Source organism: Actinocorallia aurantiaca, assembly GCF_039533685.1.
Classification (GTDB): domain Bacteria; phylum Actinomycetota; class Actinomycetes; order Streptosporangiales; family Streptosporangiaceae; genus Actinocorallia; species Actinocorallia aurantiaca.
Map to the genome: position 1 here is coordinate 572,990 of NZ_BAAATZ010000006.1, position 18,808 is coordinate 591,797.

General features: G+C 70.6%; 14 protein-coding genes. 7 read left to right on the forward strand and 7 right to left on the reverse strand.

The window, feature by feature from the left end:
• Positions 1-23: 23 nt before the first annotated feature.
• Together ABD327_RS09695 and ABD327_RS09700 are read left to right on the forward strand one after the other, a co-directional pair.
• Positions 24-1,343, forward strand: a complete 1,320-nt coding sequence (locus ABD327_RS09695; RefSeq protein ID WP_344449921.1) for a M1 family metallopeptidase — start codon at positions 24-26, stop codon at positions 1,341-1,343.
• A gap of 113 nt (positions 1,344-1,456) precedes the next feature.
• Positions 1,457-2,860, forward strand: coding sequence for a M1 family metallopeptidase (locus ABD327_RS09700; protein ID WP_344449922.1), 1,404 nt, complete (start codon positions 1,457-1,459; stop codon positions 2,858-2,860).
• Between the two features lie 22 nt (positions 2,861-2,882).
• Here ABD327_RS09700 and ilvA read toward each other — a convergent pair whose 3' ends face one another.
• Both ilvA and ABD327_RS09710 read right to left on the reverse strand, forming a co-directional pair.
• On the reverse strand, positions 2,883-4,094 hold the full coding sequence (ilvA, locus tag ABD327_RS09705; RefSeq protein WP_344449923.1) for a threonine ammonia-lyase: 1,212 nt from the start codon (positions 4,092-4,094) through the stop codon (positions 2,883-2,885).
• 43 nt (positions 4,095-4,137) lie between these two features.
• Entirely contained in the window at positions 4,138-5,499 is a 1,362-nt protein-coding gene (locus ABD327_RS09710) for a glycoside hydrolase family 18 protein (RefSeq protein ID WP_344449924.1), read from the reverse strand.
• Between the two features lie 158 nt (positions 5,500-5,657).
• On the opposite strand from ABD327_RS09710, the gene ABD327_RS09715 reads away from it, so the two are divergent.
• Entirely contained in the window at positions 5,658-6,515 is an 858-nt protein-coding gene (locus ABD327_RS09715; RefSeq protein WP_344449925.1) for an alpha/beta hydrolase, read from the forward strand.
• Between the two features lie 11 nt (positions 6,516-6,526).
• On the opposite strand, the gene ABD327_RS09720 is transcribed toward ABD327_RS09715, so the two are convergent.
• The 3 genes from ABD327_RS09720 to ABD327_RS09730 are packed head-to-tail and all read right to left on the reverse strand — an operon-like array spanning position 6,527 to position 10,361.
• A complete protein-coding gene (locus ABD327_RS09720; protein WP_344449926.1) occupies positions 6,527-6,994 on the reverse strand; it encodes a hypothetical protein in 468 nt (155 codons plus the stop codon).
• A 21-nt stretch (positions 6,995-7,015) separates the two neighbouring features.
• The gene (locus ABD327_RS09725) at positions 7,016-8,950 is read right to left on the reverse strand and encodes a vWA domain-containing protein (protein WP_344449927.1); all 1,935 of its coding nucleotides are present in this window, start codon (positions 8,948-8,950) and stop codon (positions 7,016-7,018) included.
• A 22-nt stretch (positions 8,951-8,972) separates the two neighbouring features.
• Complete coding sequence (locus ABD327_RS09730) at positions 8,973-10,361, reverse strand: sigma 54-interacting transcriptional regulator (RefSeq protein WP_344449928.1); 1,389 nt, start codon at positions 10,359-10,361, stop codon at positions 8,973-8,975.
• 89 nt (positions 10,362-10,450) lie between these two features.
• Between ABD327_RS09730 and ABD327_RS09735 the strand changes: the two genes are divergently transcribed.
• Together ABD327_RS09735 and ABD327_RS09740 are read left to right on the forward strand one after the other, a co-directional pair.
• Positions 10,451-11,614 carry an FIST signal transduction protein gene (locus tag ABD327_RS09735; protein ID WP_344449929.1) on the forward strand — a complete coding sequence of 388 codons (1,164 nt, stop codon included), beginning with the start codon at positions 10,451-10,453 and terminating at the stop codon, positions 11,612-11,614.
• The gene (locus ABD327_RS09740; protein ID WP_344449930.1) at positions 11,611-12,543 is read left to right on the forward strand and encodes an ROK family protein; all 933 of its coding nucleotides are present in this window, start codon (positions 11,611-11,613) and stop codon (positions 12,541-12,543) included. The genes ABD327_RS09735 and ABD327_RS09740 overlap by 4 nt, the downstream gene beginning before the upstream one ends.
• A 200-nt stretch (positions 12,544-12,743) precedes the next feature.
• Here ABD327_RS09740 and ABD327_RS09745 read toward each other — a convergent pair whose 3' ends face one another.
• Positions 12,744-13,889 (reverse strand): cystathionine gamma-synthase, encoded by a 1,146-nt coding sequence (locus tag ABD327_RS09745; protein ID WP_344449931.1) that lies wholly within the window; start codon positions 13,887-13,889, stop codon positions 12,744-12,746.
• 159 nt (positions 13,890-14,048) lie between these two features.
• On the opposite strand from ABD327_RS09745, the gene ABD327_RS09750 reads away from it, so the two are divergent.
• Positions 14,049-16,184 (forward strand): MMPL family transporter, encoded by a 2,136-nt coding sequence (locus tag ABD327_RS09750; RefSeq protein ID WP_344449932.1) that lies wholly within the window; start codon positions 14,049-14,051, stop codon positions 16,182-16,184.
• A gap of 84 nt (positions 16,185-16,268) precedes the next feature.
• Here the strand turns inward: ABD327_RS09750 and ABD327_RS09755 are convergent, their stop codons facing one another.
• Positions 16,269-17,636, reverse strand: a complete 1,368-nt coding sequence (locus tag ABD327_RS09755) for a cystathionine beta-synthase (RefSeq protein ID WP_344449933.1) — start codon at positions 17,634-17,636, stop codon at positions 16,269-16,271.
• Between the two features lie 137 nt (positions 17,637-17,773).
• Here ABD327_RS09755 and ABD327_RS09760 point away from each other — a divergent pair, with 137 nt between their 5' ends.
• Positions 17,774-18,787 carry an SGNH/GDSL hydrolase family protein gene (locus ABD327_RS09760; protein ID WP_344449934.1) on the forward strand — a complete coding sequence of 338 codons (1,014 nt, stop codon included), beginning with the start codon at positions 17,774-17,776 and terminating at the stop codon, positions 18,785-18,787.
• Positions 18,788-18,808 lie beyond the last annotated feature (21 nt).

Here is an 18,808-nt window from a genome sequence, read left to right on the forward strand (position 1 = left end):
CCTCAGGAGCGGCCGCCGAAGCGATGGGAAGAGCGGCCGACCCCGGGGATTCCGGGCTCGGTGACCGCTACTTCCCCAAGAGCGGGAACGGAGGCTACGACGTCCGCAACTACGAGGTGGAGCTGAGGTTCACCCCGGAGGGGCACCGGGTGGACGCCGCCGTGGAGATCGACGCGAAGGCGACCCAGGATCTGACCTCCTTCAACCTCGACTACCGGGGACCGAAGATCACCGAGGTCACCGTGAACGGGCGGCCCGCCGAGTACAAGCGCGAGGGCCAGGAACTGGTCGTCACGCCGGCCACGGCGATCGAGAAGGGCACGGAGTTCGAGACCGAGGTCGGCTACTCGGGCACCCCGCCCACCTTCACCAACTCGGGGCTGGGCTCCTACGGCTGGAACAAGACGAAGGACGGCGCGCTGGTCTCCGGCCAGCCCGACGGAGCCGCGGCCTGGCTGCCGTCCAACGACCACCCCAGCGACAAGGCCACCTACGACTTCTCGATCACCGTGCCGTCCAGGCTGCGCGCCTACGCCAACGGCGAGCCGGACAAGCCCGTCACCAAGGGCGGCCTGACCACCTACGGCTGGCACGAGCGCACGCCCATGGCCTCCTACCTGGCGACCGTGGCCATCGGCCGGTTCGTGGAGCAGCGCAGCAGGCTGGGCCGCATCCAGGTCATCACCGCGGTGGATCCCAAGTACCGCAAGTCCCTCAAGCGGGTGCACGACACCACGATCAAGTCGCTGCGCTGGCAGCAGAAGGTCTTCGGCGCCTACCCGTTCACCACCGCCGGCGGCATCGTGGACGACCCCCAGCTCGGCTACGCGCTGGAGACCCAGAGCCGGCCGATCTACGGCGGTTTCGTGCCGGACGAGGCCTTCGTCGTGCACGAGATCGCGCACCAGTGGTTCGGCAACAGCGTGAGCCTGCGCCGCTGGGAGGACATCTGGCTGAATGAGGGCTTCGCCACCTACGCCGAGTGGCTCTGGAAGGAGCGCACCAACAAGCACGAGAGCACCCGGAAGATCTTCGACCGCTACTACCGGCAGGCCGGCGGCTCCCCCGCCCTCAGCCCGGTGCCGGGCAGGCCGGGCCGCGCGGAGATGTTCGGCTTCTCGGTCTACATCCGGGGCGCGATGACGCTGGAGGCGCTGCGCCGCAAGGTCGGCGACCGCGCCTTCTTCCGCATCCTGCGCACCTGGGCCACCGAGAACCGCAACGGCCACGGCGACACCGAGGCGTTCGTCAAGCTCTCCGAGCGGATCTCGGGCAAGCAGCTGGACCGGCTCTTCAAGGCCTGGCTCTACCAGAAGGGCAAGCCCGCCAAGGGCGGCTGGTGACCGGCGGAGGCCGCCGATGATCATCGGCGGGTCGGCGAGGGACGTGTCGTTACCACCGATACGGTGTCGCACGGGTAAAGATGAAGTGACCCCCGCGACAGGAGACACCGTAGATGACCGTCCCCCGGCTGCTGGCAGCCACCACCCTGGCGGCCTCCCTGGTCCTGGTTCCGGTGTCCGCCGACGCCGCGGTCGGCTACCGTCCCGGCTCGGCGGGCGCCGGCGACCCCTACTTCCCCAAGATGGGCAACGGCGGATACGACGTCGGCCACTACGGGATCCGGCTCGAGTACGCGCCCGCCGCCAAGCACCTGACCGGCTCGGTGACCATCACCGCCACGGCCCTGCAGAACCTGTCGCGCTTCAACCTGGACCTGCGCGGCCTGACCGTGCAGAGCGTCCGGGTCGACGGCAAGGCCGCCAAGTGGAAGCGCTCGGGGTTCCAGGAGCTGACCGTCATCCCGGCCAAGGGCCTGCCGCTGGGCAAGAAGTTCACCGTCGCCATCCGCTACAGCGGGCGTCCCGGCAAGATCGCCGACGAGCCGCTCGGCTCGTCCGGGTGGATCACCACCTCCGACGGCGCGGTCGCCCTCAACCAGCCGTTCGGCGCCGCCACCTGGTTCCCGGTCAACGACACCCCCAAGGACAAGGCGACCTACACGTTCGCCATCACCGTCCCCAAGAAGCTGACGGCGCTGGCCAACGGCGAGTTCGTCAGCCGCAAGGTCAAGGGCGCCAAGGCCGTGCACCGCTGGCGGATGCGCCAGCCGATGTCCAGCGAGCTGTCGATGGTCGCCATCGGCGACTACGAGGTCCTGCGGACCAGGAGCGGCGGGCTGCAGAGCGTCACCGCGTTCGACTCCTCCCTGGCCACCTCCAAGAAGCAGCTCAAGAACTACGACAAGAAGACCCGGGCCGTGCTGAAGTGGCAGTCCAAGCTCTTCGGGCCCTACCCGTTCACCTCGACCGGCGGCATCGTCGACGAGCTGAACGTCGGCTACTCCCTGGAGACGCAGGGCCGCCCGGTGCACGACTGGAACACCCCCGGCCAGAACCCGCCGGACGACCTCGTCGTCCACGAGCTGGCCCACCAGTGGTTCGGGGACAGCGTCACCCCCGCCAAATGGCGCGACATCTGGCTCAACGAGGGCTTCGCGACCTACACCGAGTGGATGTGGCTGGAGCGGAACGGCGGGCGCACCGCCGAGCAGAGCTTCCTCACCGCCCACTCCGCGGGCGCCGGCGCCGACGTGTGGAAGGGCGTGCTGGGCAACCCCGGCCGCGACCATATCTTCGACAACCTCGTCTACCAGCGGGGCGCGATGACCGTCCACGCGCTGCGCAAGGAGCTCGGCGACGACGTCTTCTTCCGGCTCCTGCGCGCCTGGCTCGGCTCCTACCGGGGCAAGACCGTCAGCACGAAGCAGTTCCACGCCTTCGCCGAGAAGTTCAGCGGCAAGCAGCTGGACGGCCTGTTCAAGAAGTGGGTCTACACCGCGGGCAGGCCCGAGCTCTGAGGGGCGGGCCCGCGCGGCCCGCTCAGGTGAACTTGACCGTGTAGTTGTGCTTGCGCAGCCGCTCCACGACCTCGTCGCTGTGCTCGGGGCCGCGGGTCTCCAGGTGCAGCACCACCTCGGCGTCCTCCAGGTGCAGCCGGGCCGCCACCCGCTCGTGCGTGACGTCCAGGACGTTGACGCCGAGGTCGGCCAGCTCGGACAGCAGCCGCACCAGCGCTCCGGGCCGGTCGGTGAGCCGCACCCGGACGACCATGTAGCGCCCGGCGGTGGCCAGGCCGTGCCGCAGCACCTTGGACAGCAGGAGCGGGTCGATGTTGCCGCCCGACAGCACCGCCACCACCGGCGGTCGCATCGCGTAGGTGTGCTCCAGCAGCGCGGCGATGGAGGCCGCGCCGGCGGGCTCCACCACCTGCTTGGCCCGCTCCAGGCTGAGCAGCATCGCCCGGGAGATCGACTCCTCGGAGACCGTCACCACCGAGTCGACGTACTCGGAGACCAGGTCGAAGGTCAGGTCGCCGGGGCGGCCCACGGCGATTCCGTCGGCCATCGTCGGGCTCAGCGTGATGCTCACGGGCCTTCCCGCCGCCAGCGACGGCGGGAAGGACGCCGCCCGCTTGGCCTGGACGCCCAGCAGGCTCCCGGTGAAACCGCCGCCCTTGAGCGCGACGCCCAGCCCGGAGGCGAGCCCGCCGCCGCCCACCGCGGTGACGACCGTCCTGACGTCCGGGCACTCCTGGAGGATCTCCAGCCCGAGCGTCCCCTGTCCGGCGACGATGTCAGGGTGGTCGAACGGGTGGATGAACACCGCCCCGTGCTCCTCGGCGTACTCCCGGGCGGCGGGCAGGCACGCGTCCACCGAGTCCCCCGGGTAGATGATCTCCGCCCCGTAGGCGCGGGTGGCCTCCACCTTGGGCAGAGGGGCCCCCGCCGGCATGAAGATGGTCGCCTTGCAGCCCAGCAGCGAGGCGGCCAGCGCCACCCCCTGCGCGTGGTTGCCCGCGCTGGCCGCCACCACTCCCCTGGCCCGTTCCTCCGGGCTCAGCCGGGAGATCCGGGTGTAGGCGCCGCGGATCTTGTAGGAGCCGGTGCGCTGCACGTTCTCGCACTTGAGGTACACGGGGCCGCCCAACAGCTCCGAGAGGTGCCGGGAGTGCAGCAGCGGGGTGCGGACGATGACGTCGCGCAGTTCCTCCGCCGCCCGGTGGATCTTGTCGAGGGTGACGGTGTCGCTCATCCCCCCATCCTCGCAGCCGGGAGGGGCGCCGCAGGTCAGGCGGTCAGGAGAGGGCCTTGAACAGGGCGGTGCTCAGGGACGCCCGGTCGTCGTCGCCGTCCAGGGACCAGAACATGCCGCCGCGGAGCTTCTTGTCCTTGATGTAGGCGGCCTTCACCTTGACGAGTTCCGGGTCGTCGTAGGACCACCAGGTGTCCCCGTCGTACTTCCAGACGGCTCCCGCCTGGTCGTCCCGGTAGACGGTGCCCTTGCGGCGTATGAGGACCTTGTAGTCCTCCAGGCCCACCTCGTGCGCGCCCTTGGCGCCGCCCTTCGACTTCTGCCACAGGCCCCGGTTCTCGTCGGGGACGCCCTTCCAGCCGCGGCCGTACATCGGGATGCCGAGGATCATCTTGGAGGCGGGCCACCCGGCGTCGAGATAGGCGTTCAGCGCGGAGTCCACGCTGAACTTCCCGGGCGTTCCCGGGTCGTCGGCGACGTCGTAGAGGTTGCTCTGGTGGTTGGCGCGCTCGTCCCACTGCCCGTGCAGGTCGTAGCCCTGGAGGCTGCCGTAGTCGAGGTACTGGTGGACCTTCGCGGCCTCGATGTTCTTGATGTCGCCGGGGGACGCGGGCATGAACATCGTCAGCCCGTACCGCCTGCCGTCCTTCTTCTCCTGGGCGTCGAGCCCGCGGCGGAACTCGGCCAGCAGAAGGGTGAGGTTGCGCTTGTCCTCCGGCCGGTGGACGTTGTCGTTGTAGCCCGGCGAGGCGGGCCACTCCCAGTCGATGTCGATGCCGTCGAACAGTCCCCTGGCCGCGCCGGGGCCGCCCGCGGTGCCGGATTTGGGCAGATCGCCCCGGATGAACAGGTCGAGGCAGGAGTCGACGGCCGCCTTGCGCGAGGCCTGCGTGAGCGCCGCGTTGGAGAAGTACTTCGAGCCGGTCCAGCCGCCGATCGCCAGGTTGATCTTGAGGTCGGGGTACTGCGCCTTGAGCCGCATCAGCTGTCCGAAGTGCCCGCGCAGCGGGGAGTCCGCCCCGTCGGCGACCCCGTCCACGCTGGCGCCGGCCTTGTAGGGGCGCACGTAGTCGTCGTAGGCGGTGCTGCTGCCCGAGCTCGCCTTGGCCGTCACCGAGCACCGGCCCTCGGAGTCCAGCTCCGCGAAGGCGTACTTGATCGTGGTGAGGTTGCCGACCGCCCCGCTGGTCACCAGGTTCTTCACCTGGAACTTGCGCTGGTAGGAGGCCCAGCGCGGGAAGTACCCCGCCCGCTCGTACTCGCGCTTCCCGGGGGTCTCGCCCTGTTCCGCGGTCTTCCGCTCCCCCGAGGCGTCGTCCTCGATCGCGTCCAGGGCGAAGGGAACGGACGCGACCAGGACCCCGGACAAAACGGCGGCCGCCGTCCAGTAGAGGGTTCGGCTCACTGGGTCATCTCCCGGGCTGCTCGGCTCGGTCGCGCTGGTCAGAGGGGACGTTACCGCGCCGTACCCGGCTTCCGCGAGGCGGAGGCTCCTGTGACGGGTTCCGGTAACCTTCCCAGTCCTCCCCTATGAGAGATTCACACCCACTAGGCTGCTGACCCATGCGCGTGTTTCTGGTGGCTTTCGCGGTGATGTTGACGTCTCTGGGATGGGCGGGACCCGCCCAGGCCGCGCCGCAGGTCAAGACCAAGACCGTGGCATTCGGAAAGCTGAAGCCCCAGCGTATGGACATCTACGCCGTGTCCTCCAAGAAGAAGAAGCGGCCCGCCGTCCTCCTCATCCACGGCGGCTACTGGTGGGGCGGCGACAAGGGGCACTGGAAGGCCATCGCCAAGGACCTCGCCGGACGCGGCTATGTGGTCTTCGCCACCAACTACCGGCTGAGCCAGCAGGCCGTGTGGCCCGCGCAGCGCCAGGACGCCGAGGCCGCGGTCAAGTACGTGCGCAAGAACGCCAAGAAGATGGGCGTCAACCCGCAGCGCATCATCGCGATGGGCACCTCGGCCGGAGGCCAGCTCGCCTCCATGCTCGCCGTGCACGGGACCGGCGGCGGGCGGGTGCGGGCCGCGGTGGCGCTCTCCCCCGTGAACTCCCCGCTGGAGGGCTACGAGGCGGGCGGCCGGGACGGCGCCGACGAGTACACCCGCAAGCTGCGCCAGGCCGTGGTCAGGCTGCTGGGCTGCACGCCGGTCTTCCAGGACCCCGACTGCTGGCCCCTGCTCGTCGACGCCACGCCCTCCGAGCACGCCTCCCCCGGGGACGCGCCCACCCTGCTCGTCCACTCGGCCAAGGAGTTCGTGGGCGCCGAGCAGAGCCTGGACCTGCGCAGCGCGATGCGCGAGGCGGGCGTTCCGGTGACGCTGCGGGAGCTGCCCGGCAAGCGCCACGGCGGCGAGATCCTCAAGAACAAGAAGAACTACGAGCAGGTCCTCAAATGGATCGCCAAGTGGGCCAAGTGACGCCCTGAGCGTCAGTGCCAGAACATCAGGACCAGGATCACCAGCCAGAGCACGGCCACGATGCCCGACAGGGCGGCGACACGGCTCTGCTCGGCCCTGGTGTCCACCAGGAGCTCGGCGTCGCCCTTGGCCGGCTTCCCGGGCTTCCCGTGGTGCGAGCCGCCGGAGAGCTTGGAGATGGCCTTGCGCTGGTCCCGTTCGATGACCACGAGCAGGACGACGGCGACGATGAACAGGGTCATCGAGGCCGACAGCCACACCTGGTCGAACTGGCCCTCCGCCAGGAACAGGCCGAACAGGAAGACGCCCAGCGCGCCCACCCCGTAGATGCGGGTCACCAACCGCAGGTAGCGCAGGACCTCGGTGTTGCGCGCCCTGATGTAGCGGGGCGTGGACATGGTCGCGGCGGTCAGCGGACCCAACGTGAAGATGGCGAACCCGACATGCAGGATGAGCAGGATGCGATCAGCTGTTGACATACCACGAGCCTAACCTCCCCACTAGCCTCGCGCTCGCAGGTAGTCACTGACCACGTACTCTCCGAGACGTCCGGAGTCCGGGGAGAAGACCCGCCCGCCGTTGCGCCGGGCCAGCTCCTCCACGAACGCCACCAGCCTGCGGTCCTCGGCCAGCATGAAGACGTTGAGGGTGGCGCCGCGCCTGGTCATCTTGTCGACCTCGGCGAAGGTGAGCACCAGGGTCTCGGGCGCGGGCGGGTAGTCGAACACCGGACGCCCGTCGGACCTCAGGTGCGCGGTCGGCTCGCCGTCGGTCACCACCAGCACGATCGGCTCGAAGCCCGGATGGGCGTCCAGGTGCCGTCCGGCCAGCAGCAGCGCGTGGTGCAGGTTGGTGCCCTGGACCATGTCCCAGTCCAGGACGGCCATCTGCTCGGGCTGCAGCACCCGCGCGTGGTGGGAGAACCCGATGATCTGGATGGCGTCCTGCGGGTACTGGGTGCTGACCAGGGAGTGCAGGGCCAAGGCCGTCTGCTTGGCGTCCGCCCACGAGCCGCGCATGACCATCGAGTACGACAGGTCGACCAGCAGGCAGACGGCCGCTCCGGTGCGCCGCTCGGTCTCCTTGACCTCGAAGTCCTCCGGCAGCAGCCGGACGTCGGACGGGTTCCGCAGGATGGCGTTCGAGACCGTCCGGACCACGTCCAGGGGCTGTTCGTCGCCGAACCGCCACTGCCTCGACGTGCCGGTGAGCTCGCCCGACTGCCCGGCGCTCCGCTGTTCGTGCTGGCCGTTCCTGCCGCCCTTGAGCTGGGAGAAGACCTTCCGCAGCGCGGTCTGGCCCAGCCTCCGGACGGCCTTGGGGGTCAGCTCCAGCCTCCCGCCCTCGCGGTTCAGGTAGCCCTGCCGCTCCAGTTCGGCCTCGATCCGGCGCAGCTCGGCCAGGTCGTCCACCGCGCCGCGGCCCAGCGCCCGCCGGACCGCCTCCTCGTCGACGTCGGCCAGGCTCGCGCCCGGGTAGTCCTGGCTCAGCGCCGACTCCAGGTCCGCGAGGTCGGCCAGGTCGGCCAGCGCACTGGTGGCGTCGCCAAGGCCGAGGGGGTCCTCGCCGCTCATGCCCTCCTGCCCGGCCCAGTCCAGGTCGGGGCGGCGCTGGCGCAGCGCGTCGCCCAGCCGGGACATCTCCAGCTCCAGGCCGGCGTCCTGCAGCGACTCGGCCATGAGCCGGCCGAGTTCGGCGCGCTGCTCGGGGCTGAGGGAGTTCATCAGCCGGTTCAGCGCGGCCGAGCGGCGGGCCAAAGAGTCCACCAGCTCTTCGAGCGTGCCGGGCTCGTCGGGGAAGAGGTCCCCGTACTCGGCCATGAAGGCGTCGAAGTCCTCCTGGCGGTGCTCCCCCCTGGCGTCGGCCTCCAGCATCGCGTTGAGCGCGGCCATCATGTGCTTGACCCGCTCCGTCTGGGCCGGATCACCGCTCTGGAGCGCCTGCTTGAGCCCTTCGAACTGGGCGTCCAGGACGTCGCTGCGCAGCATGTCCTTGAGCTGCTCGAACGTCCGCCTCGCCGCTTCGGAACGCCACTGGTAGTCCCGCAGCGCCCGGACGGCTCCGGCCGTGTCGGACGGCAGCTGGTCCAGTTCGGCCTCGCGCAGCCGGGCGTCGTCGGACGGGTCGGGGAACAGCTCGGCGCGCTCCTGGCCGATCGCGGTGTCCAGCAGCGACCTGACCTGCTCCAGGAGCCCGTCCATGCGGCCGCGCTCCCGCAGCTCGCGGCGGCGCTCCCGGACCTGCCGCAGCAGGTCGTCCAGGCCGCGGCGGCCGTTCTCGCCGTCCAGGCCGCGGCGCAGGAGGTCGCGCAGGGCGTCGCCCACCCGGCCGCCGTTCAGCACCTCCTCGCCGACGGCGTCGAGGGCCTCGCGGACGTCGTACGGCGGCGCCAGCGGGTCGGGTCCCTCCCGGTAGGGTCCGTACCGGTATTTCATGGCTCCCCCTCAGGTGACGCCCTCAGATGCGGTAGGTAGCGCCCTCGCCCGAGGCGTCCTTGGACAGGCGCCGGTTGAGGTACAGGCCCTCCAGCGCGAACTCCAGCGCCGAGGCGGCCTGCCCGGGCGAGTCCCCGTCCAGCTCCAGCAGTTCCATCAGCTTGGCCAGCCCGCGCACCGGGCCGAGCCGGCGCAGCAGGTCCGCCGAGGACACCAGCTCGCCGGTGTCGACGGTCTCGCCCGAGTCGAACTTCTCCAGGAGCCCGGACAGGTCCGCCCCGCCCAGGTGCCGCCGGAAGGTCTCGGCGACGGCCCGGCGCAGCAGGTGCTCCAGCACCTCCTGCTCACGGCCCTCCTCGCTGACCTCGAACTCGACCTTGCCCATGAGGCTCGGCACCACCGCGGGCAGGTCGCAGACCCGTGCCACGGCGCGGTCCTCGCCCGCCAGCGCGGCCCGGCGCAGCGCCCCGGCCGCGACCGTCTCGGCCCCCGCGACGGAGAAGCGGGCCGACACGCCGGAGCGGGCGTCGACGGCCTTGGACTCGCGGACCAGGCGGGTGAACCGGGCGATGACCTCCAGCAGGTGCCGGGGCACCTCGGCGACCAGGTCGGCCTCCTGGACGACCAGGTCCAGCTCGGTGGCGAGCTCCAGCGGGTAGTGGGTGCGGATCTCCGCGCCGAAGCGGTCCTTCAGCGGGGTGATGATCCGGCCCCGGTTGGTGTAGTCCTCGGGGTTGGCCGAGGCGATGAGCAGCAGGTCGAGCGGCAGCCGCAGGGAGTAGCCGCGGATCTGGACGTCCCGCTCCTCCAGCACGTTGAGCAGCGCCACCTGGATGCGCTCGGCGAGGTCGGGCAGCTCGTTGACGGCGAAGATCCCCCGGTTGGTGCGGGGCACCAGCCCGTAGTGGACGGTCTCCGGGTCACCCAGGGTGCGGCCCTCGGCGACCTTGATCGGGTCGACGTCGCCGATGAGGTCGCCGACGGAGGTGTCGGGGGTGGCGAGCTTCTCGCCGTACCGCTCCTCCCGGTGCCTCCAGACGACCGGAAGCTCCGGACCCGCCTTTTCGGCCAGCCTCTTGCACCGGATGCAGACGGGCTCGAAAGGATGATCGTTGATCTCGCAGCCCTCGATCACCGGGGTCCACTCGTCGAGCAGGCCGACCAGCGTCCGGATCAGGCGGGTCTTGCCCTGGCCCCGCTCGCCCAGCAGGACCAGATCGTGGCCCGCCAGCAGGGCTCGCTCCACGTGGGGCAGCACGGTCTCATCGAAACCCACGATCCCCGGAAATCTCGTTTCCCCTGTTTTCAAACGTGACAGGAGATTCTCTCGCAGCTCGGTCTTCACCGGCCGATACGCATGGCCGGACTGGAGCAACTCGGCGAGCGTGGTCTCACGCGGTTGAGAAGGCACCTAAACGAGATTACGTCCCTCATGTCCCAACCGCACTGTTTACATGGGAGTGGTTTCGAATCCGGGTCAAGCCCGGTTGAATCAAAAGCATGACTCGTTTCGGGGACGGACTGGCGATGGGGCCCGATCTCGTCCGCGCGGCCGAGGAGGCCGTACGGCAGGCGACCCGGGCTCTGGACGGAAGGGCCGACCTCCTGTGCGTGTTCGTCAGCGGGACGGACCCCCAGGAGGTCGAGCGCGCCGTACGGCACGCCATGGCCTACAGCGACGCCCGCACGGTGCTGGGCTGCAGCGCCGACGGGGTGATCGCCGCGGGCCGGGGCGTCGAGGAGACCTCCGCGGTCAGCGCCTGGGCCGCGATCCTGCCGGGGGCCCGCCTGGAGCCCTTCCGGCTGGAGACCCTCCAGGCGGACGAGCGCCTGGTCGTCGTGGGCATGCCGGAGAGCACGCCGGAGGACGTGGTCGGGGTCCTGCTCGCCGACCCGTTCTCCTTCCCGGTCGACGCCTTCGTCGAGCGTTCCGAGGAGGTCCTCCCCGGGCTCCCGCTGGTCGGCGGCCTCGCGGGCGGCGGGGAGGGCGAGACCCGGCTCTTCGTGGACGACCAGATCGTCGAGTCCGGCGCGGTCGGCGTGGTCATCAGCGGCCCCGTCCACGCCATCACCCTGCTCAGCCAGGGCGCCCGCCCGATCGGGCCGCCCATGACGGTCACCAGTGCCGAGCAGAACATCCTGCTGGAGCTGGCCGGGGTCCCCGCCCTGGACAAGCTCGAGGAGATCATCACCGAGCTCTCCGAACCCGAACGCGAGCTGGCCACCCAGGGCCTGCTCATCGGGATCGCCATGGACGAGTACGCCGAGGAGCACGAGCAGGGCGACTTCCTGGTCCGCGGCGTCGTCGGGGTCGACGCCGACACCGGGGCGCTGGCCGTCGGCGACGTGATCTCCACCGGCCAGACGGTCAGGTTCCAGGTGCGGGACGCCGGGGCCGCCGACAGCAACCTCACCAGACTCGTACGGGGCTTCGACATGGGCCCCGTCGAAGGGGCCCTCCTGTTCTCCTGCAACGGCCGGGGACGCGCGATGTTCGGCGCCTCGGACCACGACGTGCGGGCCCTGGACCAGTTCGGCCACGTCGGCGGCTTCTTCGCCGACGGGGAGATCGGCCCCGTCCGGGGCCGCAACCACATTCACGGCTTCACCGCCTCCATTCTCGCCTTCGCAGAATCCGACAACAGGAAGGACAGCGCCATATGAAAGAAGAGCGCGTTCTAGCCGTAGACATCGGTGGCACCAAGATGGCCGTGGGAATCGTCGATCCGAACGGGAGGATCGAGTCCTACGAGAGAGCCGAGACCCCCAGAGTGGACGCCGAAGGCCTGTGGCGGACCCTGGAGGCCCTGCTCGACAAGCTGCACACCGACGCCGAACTGATCGGCGTCGGTGTCGGCTGCGGGGGGCCCATGCGCTGGCCCTCCGGCGAGGTCTCCCCGCTCAACATCCCCGGCTGGCGCGGCTTCCCCCTGCGCGACCGGCTGCGGGAGCGTCACCCCGGGCTCCCCGTCCGGGTGCACAACGACGCCGTGGCCGTGGCGCTCGGCGAGCACTGGCGCGGGGCCGGCAAGGGCGCGCAGAACGTGCTGGGGATGGTCGTGTCGACCGGTGTCGGCGGCGGGCTGATCCTCAACGGGCGGCTCATCGACGGCGCCAGCGGCAACGCCGGGCACATCGGCCACATCGTCGTCGACCCCGGCGGCCTGCCCTGCACCTGCGGCGGGCGCGGCTGCCTGGAGGCGATCGCCCGCGGCCCCGCCCTGTCGGCCTGGGCGCAGGCCGAGGGCTGGCGCCCCGAGCAGATGGTGGCCACCGCCAAGGACCTGGCCGCCGACGCCACCCGCGGCCACCCCATCGCGGTCGCCGCCATGCGCCGGGCGGGCCGCGCCCTGGGCATCGGCATCGCCTCGGCCACCCACCTGTGCGACCTGGAGGTGGTCGCCATCGGCGGCGGCCTCGCCCAGGCCGGACCGCTGCTGTTCGCCCCCCTGGAGGAGACCTTCCGCGCCCACGCCCGCATGGAGTACGCCCGCAACGTGCGGGTCGTCCCCGCCGCCCTCGGCCAGACCTCCGGCCTCGTCGGCGCCGCCGCCCTCATCTTCGAGGGCGACAGCTACTGGAACGCCGACTGAGCCGTATCCATCTGGGGGGCGACCCCCAGACCCCCGCGAGGGAACAACCGATCCTCGCTGCGCTGCGGTCGGTTGTTCCCGGGTCAGCCGATCCTCGCTTCGCTGCGGTCGGCTGACCTGGCCCTCCTGCGCTTCTCCCCTTGAATCTCCACCCCTGCGCCTCCCACCTCGCATCTTCCCCGGTCTCTTCCAAGCCTTCCTCAGGCCTTCTTCAGGGCCTGCTCCAGGTCGGCGAGGAGGTCGCCCGCCTCCTCGATGCCGACCGACAGGCGCACCAGGTCCGCCGGGACCTCGAGAGGGGAACCGGCGGCCGAGGCGTGGGTCATGCGGGCCGGGTGCTCGATCAGCGACTCCACGCCGCCCAGGGACTCGCCGAGGATGAACAGCTCCGTGGCCTCGCAGACGGCGACCGCGGCCTCCTCGGAGGCCATCCGGAAGGAGACCATGCCCCCGAAGCCGCGCATCTGCTTGGCGGCGGTCTCGTGCCCGGGGTGGTCGGGCAGGCCGGGGTAGAGCACGCCGGTGACCTTCGGGTGCCGGGTGAGCAGGTCCGCGACCCTGGCGGCGTTGGCGTTGTGCCGGTCCATCCGCACCGCCAGGGTCTTGATCCCGCGCAGCGTCAGCCAGGAGTCGAACGGGCCGGCCACCCCGCCCATCGCGTTCTGGTGGTAGGCCAGCCGCTCGCCCAGCTCGTCCGAGGCGGTGACCGCGGCCCCGCCGACCACGTCGGAGTGCCCGCCGATGTACTTGGTGGTGGAGTGCAGCACGACGTCCGCGCCGAGCGCCAGCGGCTGCTGCAGGTAGGGGCTGGCGAAGGTGTTGTCGACGACCAGCAGCGCCCCGGCCTCGTGGGCGATCCCCGCCATGGCTTCGATGTCCGCGATGCCCAGCAGCGGGTTGGTGGGCGTCTCCAGCCACACCAGGGCCGTCTCGGGCCTCATCGCCGCCCGGACGGCCGCCGGGTCCGCCAGCGGCACGGGTGAGAACGACACGCCCCAGCGCTCGTAGACCTTGGCGAACAGCCGGTACGTGCCGCCGTAGGCGTCGTTCGGGATCACCACGTGCGAGCCGGGCCCGCACAGGGCCCGCAGGACGGCGTCCTCGGCGGCCAGGCCCGACGCGAAGGCCAGCCCGCGCCTCCCGCCCTCCAGGGCCGCCAGGCACTCCTCCAAGGCCGTACGGGACGGGTTGGCGCTGCGGCTGTACTCGTACCCCCCGCGCAGGCTTCCGATCGCGTCCTGCTGGTAGGTGGACACCTGGTAGATCGGCGGCACCACCGCGCCCGTCACCGGGTCGGGCGCCTGCCCCGCGTGGATCGCCAGCGTCTCGAAGCTCTGGTCGTTCATCCCCCCAGGCTAGGAGGTATCCGCCTCCTCCCGAGGGAGGTCGCCCTCCATCGCAGGTACCAGCCCCGTTCTCCGCAATGGGATGGATCACAAGACGTATATGCGGGCCCTAGGTTAAGTAAAAATTCTATAAACCGACTTCATCAGAGAGGCTCCGAAATGTTCGGACGGCTCGGCAACGCTGTCGTCAAACATCCCTGGTGGACCATCGCGGCGTGGTTGGTGGTGGCGGTACTCGTCATCGTCCTCTCCCCCAAGCTGGAGACCGAGTCCGACCAGAGCAACTTCCTTCCCTCCAAGTACGAGTCCCTGCAGGCGGCCGAGATCTCCGCGCAGGCCTTCCCGCAGGCCGAGGCCACCTCGGCCCTGATCGTGGTCAAGCGCACGGACGGCAAGCCGTTCACCGAGGGCGACGTCGCCAAGACGACGGCGGTCGCCCAGGCGCTGCCCAAGCCGCCTTCGGTCGTCGCGGTCGTCACCGGCCCCGAGGCGGTGGCGCCCAACAAACTGGTCCAGATCATCACCGTGCCGATGCAGGGCCAGACCCTGGATGACCAGGCGAAGCAGCTCGAAGCGGTCAAGGAACTGCGCAAGGCCCTTCCCGGGCAGCTCCAGGGCAGCGGCCTCGAGGCCAAGGTCGGCGGTGACATCGCCAGCTGGCTCGACAACGAGGACTCCTTCAACCAGGCCTTCGCCATCGTCGGCATCGCGACCTTCGTCCTGATCATCGGCCTGATCCTGTTGATCTTCCGTGCCCCGCTGGCCGCGATCCTCCCGATCATCGTGATCTACGTCACCATGATGGTGGCGATGGGGCTGATCGGCGCCGCGTCCAAGGTGATGGACTTCTCCGGCGACGACTCGCTGTCGACGATCATCCTGATCGTGTTGTTCGGCATCGGCGCCGACTACTACCTGTTCCTGCTCTTCCGCTTCCGGGAGCGGCTGCGCGCCGGCGACGACAAGCGGACCGCGATGATCCACGCGGTCGAGCGGGTCGGCGAGGTCATCACCTCCGCCGCCGCGGCGGTGGCCGCGGCCTTCCTGGTCCTCCTCCTGGCGGCCTTCGGGGTGTTCAGCGCCTGGGGCCCGTCCCTGGCCATCGCGGTGGTGGTCATGGCCATCACCTCGCTCACCCTCATCCCCGCGATCGTCACCCTGCTGGGCACCGCGATCTTCTGGCCGTCCAAGTCGTGGAAGACCCAGCCCAAGCCGGGCGTCGCGCGCAAACTCGGAGGCCTCGTCGCGGCCAGGCCGGTGCTGGTGGCGCTGGTGTCCGGCGGCCTCCTGGTCGCCCTGGCCTCGGGCGCGGCGTTCTTCAAGGCCGACTACGACTTCCAGGCCGGCTTCCCCCAGGACACCGAGTCGGCGCAGGCGCTCAAGGACATGCAGAAGGGCTTCCCGCCCGGTCTCACCACGCCCGTGCAGGTCATCCTCAAGAGCGAGAACGGGTCGGACCTCACCCAGGCCCAGCTCGACGCCTTCGCCCAGAAGGCCGCGTCCGCTCCGGGCGTCGGCAGGGTCCAGCAGGCGGTCCTGGGGACGACGACCAAGTCGATCGCGCGGGTCGACCTGCTGCTGAAGGAGAACCCGAACTCCAACGACGCGATCAACCTGGTCAAGGACGAACTGCGGCCCGCCGTGCACGAGATGTCGCCGGAGGGCGTACGCGCCTACGTCGGCGGCGCGACGTCGATCTACGCGGACATCAACGAGGTGAACAACCGCGACCTGTCGGTCATCCTGCCGGTGGCCGCGCTGCTCATCGCGCTGATCCTGGCACTGCAGCTGCGCAGCCTCGTCGCCCCGCTCTACCTGGTGCCCGCGGTGCTGCTGGGCTTCGCGGCCACCATCGGCTCGGCCGTGTACTTCTTCCAGTACCTGGGCGACAAGCCGGGCGTCACCTTCCAACTGCCGATCATCATGTACCTCTTCGTTCTGGCGATCGGCACCGACTACAACATCCTGATGACCGCCCGGCTCCGCGAGGAGGCCCGGGACGGCCACGAGCCGAGGAAGGCGGCGGCGCTGGCCGTCGAGCACGGCGGCCCGACGGTCATGGCCGCCGGCCTGATCCTGGCGGGCACCTTCGCCGTCATGGTCCTGGCACCGGTCGCGATGATGCAGCAGATGGGCTTCGGCGTGGCCGCCGGCATCATGCTCTCCGCGTTCGTCATGTCGATGTTCCTGGTCCCGGCCGTCACCGCGCTGCTGGGCCACGCGGCCTGGTGGCCCGGGCACGGCGACCGGGCGAAGGCGAAGGCCGAGCCCCAGCCGGAACTCGCCAAGCACTGATCCGCCCCTGAGGGCATGAAACGCCCTCCGGAGCACAAAAAAGGGCGGCCTCCGCGAGGAGGCCGCCCTTTCCCGTGCGCCGGATCAGGCCGACAGGAAGCCCAGCAGGTCCTGGCGGCTGATCATCCCGGCGGGCTTGCCTTCCACCAGGACGACCGCCGCGCCGTGCTTCTCCAGCTCCTCCACCGCGCGGGAGAGCGGGTCTCCCGAGCCGAGCGTGGGCAGCGGCGCCGACATGTGCAGCGACAGCGGGTCCTCCGGCCGGGCCTTGCCCGCCACCAGCAGGCCCAGGAGCTCCCGCTCGCCGATCGCGCCGACCACCTCGGCGGCCATGACGGGCGGCTCCTCCTTGAGGATCGGCACCTGGGAGACGTCGAACTCGCGCATCAGCTCGATCACCGAGCCGACGCTTTCATCCGGATGGGCGTGGACGAACTCCGGCAGCTGGCCGCCCTTGCCGGCCAGCACGTCCCCGACCTTGGCCTCGTCGGTGGCCGCCGACAGGAAGCCGTAGTTCTGCATCCACTCGTCGTTGAAGATCTTGGACAGGTAGCCGCGGCCCCCGTCCGGCAGCAGCACCACCACGACCGCCTCGGGCCCGGCCCGCTCGGCCACCCGCAGCGCCGCGACCACCGCCATGCCGCAGGAGCCGCCGACCAGCAGGCCCTCCTCGCGGGCCAGCCGCCGGGTCATCACGAAGGAGTCCTTGTCGGAGACCGCGATGATCTCGTCGCACACCTCCGGGTCGTAGGTCGCGGGCCAGATGTCCTCGCCCACGCCCTCCACCAGGTACGGCCTGCCGGTGCCGCCGGAGTAGACCGAGCCCTCCGGGTCGGCGCCGATGATCTTCACCTTCCCGCCGGAGACCTCCTTGAGGTAGCGCCCCGCGCCGGTGATCGTGCCGCCGGTGCCCACCCCGGCGACGAAGTGGGTGATCCTCCCCTCGGTCTGCTCCCAGATCTCCGGGCCGGTGCTCAGGTAGTGGGACCTGGGGTTCTCCGGGTTGGAGTACTGGTCGGGCTTCCACGCGCCCTGGATCTCCCGGGCCAGGCGGTCGGAGACCGAGTAGTAGGAGTCCGGGTGGTCGGGGGCCACGGCGGTCGGGCAGACGACCACCTCGGCGCCGTAGGCGCGCATCACGTTGACCTTGTCCGCGGCCACCTTGTCCGGGACCGTGAAGACGCACCGGTAGCCGCGCTCCTGGGCGACGATGGCCAGTCCCACCCCGGTGTTGCCCGAGGTGGGCTCGACGATCGTCCCGCCGGGCCGCAAAGCTCCCGAGGCCTCCGCCGCGTCGATCATCCGGACCGCGATGCGGTCCTTCACCGAACCGCCCGGATTGAAGTACTCCACCTTGGCGATCACCTGGCCGGACAGCCCGGCGGTCACGCTCCGCAGCCGGACCAGCGGGGTGTTCCCCATCAAGGGGATGAGCGAGTCATGAACCTGCACGGGACGTCCTTGTCTTGCGCGCTGGAAAGAACGGGAATACTCGAGATGTTTCCTATCCGTTTCGGCCGGTGTTTCCGTCAGCGGGCGCACGGCCGCTCGGATAGATTCCGTTTTCGACACTAACCCAGCCTGCGGGGGTGAGCGAGCGAATGCTGAGGGCTCTGACCACGCGCCGGATAGTGACGGCGGCGGCTTTCGGCGGCGGCGGCCTGACCGTTCTGGGCGGGCTGACCTTCGCCCTTCTGGTGGCCGAGGCCAGATCCGCCAGGCGGATCATCCAGGGGTCCGTCAACTTCCTGCCGCCCGCCACCGACGGCCTCTACGGGCGGCGGCTGCCCGGCGAGCCGATCTCCTTCGCCATGCTGGGCGACTCCACCGCCGCCGGGATCGGCGTGCACGAACCGGAGGAGACCGCGGCGGGCCTGCTCGCCTCGGGCCTGTCCGCCAGCGCGGGCCGCCCGGTCCGGCTGACCAACGTGGCGGTCTCCGGCTCCCGCTCCGAGGCCCTGCGGGAGCAGGTCTCCCAGGCGCTGGAGGCCGGGCCCGAGATCGCGGTGATCATGATCGGCGCCAACGACGTCACCGCCCGGATCGCGGCAGCCGAGTCCGTCCGCCACCTGGAGGAGGCGGTCCGGAGGCTGCGCGAGGCGGGTTGCGAGGTCGTCGTGGGCACCTGCCCCGACCTGGGGTCGGTGGAGCCCCTCATGCAGCCGCTGCGCTGGATCGCCCAGCGCACCAGCCGCCAGCTCGCCGCCGCGCAGACCGTGGTCGTGGTGCAGACCGGCGGGCGCACGGTGTCCCTCGGCGACCTGCTCGGCCGCGATTTCGCCATCGAGCCGGGCGAGTTCTTCTCCGCGGATCGTTACCATCCGTCTGCGAGAGGTTACGGTGCGGCAGCGGCGGCCCTGCTACCTTCGGTCTCAGCCGCGCTGGGGCTCGAACCCGAGGCCCGGTTCGGCGAGGGAGTCCTGCCCATCTACCTCGCGGCCGCCTCGGCCGCGGAGAAGCCCGGCACCGAGGTGACGGCACGGGGCGACGGCGCGTCCCGGTCCCGCTGGGCCACGCTGCTGCGCCGCACGGGTGGCGCGGCTCCCGCCCGTCCCTCGTCTGACGGCTCGACCCTGCCGGAGGTGGCTCCCGGCATGGCCTGAGCCCTCGGCTCTCCCCTTCGC